This is a genomic window from Acinetobacter sp. LMB-5, assembly GCF_001541635.1.
GTDB lineage: Bacteria > Pseudomonadota > Gammaproteobacteria > Pseudomonadales > Moraxellaceae > Acinetobacter > Acinetobacter pittii.
Window position 1 is genome coordinate 1 of the sequence record NZ_LRDR01000045.1, and the last position, 623, is coordinate 623.

Annotated in this window: 1 protein-coding gene; it reads left to right on the forward strand. The window is 51.5% G+C overall.

The annotated features are described in order from the left end of the window. Positions 1 to 221: 221 nt before the first annotated feature. The coding region (locus AW165_RS18425) for a helix-turn-helix domain-containing protein (protein WP_212823906.1) at positions 222 to 623 on the forward strand (402 nt) is incomplete at its 3' end.

The window sequence follows — 623 nt, forward strand, 5'->3', positions numbered from 1 at the left end:
AGGAGAGTCTAACACATGACCCCATTTAATCAACATCAGAGCCGCCATAAGTGCGGTGATTTCTGACCACAGCAGCACTTCACTACGGCAACCGGTGCGGACATGACCGCCAGAACCCAGTCACAAAACTGCGGTTCGAACTTGCCGACAACGCCCCTAAAATATTGCATAAGCTCTCGACGTGCATCGAGCGGTTCGCACACTCGCGCCCAGCGATACCAATGCTTGCGAGAGCGAAAGACTCTAAACGTCAGCGTCGAAGCGAAAGCGCGGAAGCCGTCACGCTGGTACTCAAATGTATTGCTAAGTACGTAGACTTAACTACGTTTAAAGTCGGGTTCTATCAGCCCAATAGCAAGAAATGGTTTGACCTTTCTTACAAAAAAATCTGCGAACACACGGGACTATCGTTATCGCGGGTTCGTCGCGCTCTGGCGGAGTTACAGCGTGTTGGATTGCTGGCACTGCACCCGATTTCCGAAGCGGTACTCACATCCAGTGGCGAGCTGCGTTACTACGCTAAACCCGCTATCAAGACTGTAAACCTTGGTTTGTTTGGGCTATTTGGCTTGGCTGACCGTGCTCAGAAAGAGCGTCAGAAAGCCTACAAGCGCCAGAAACGC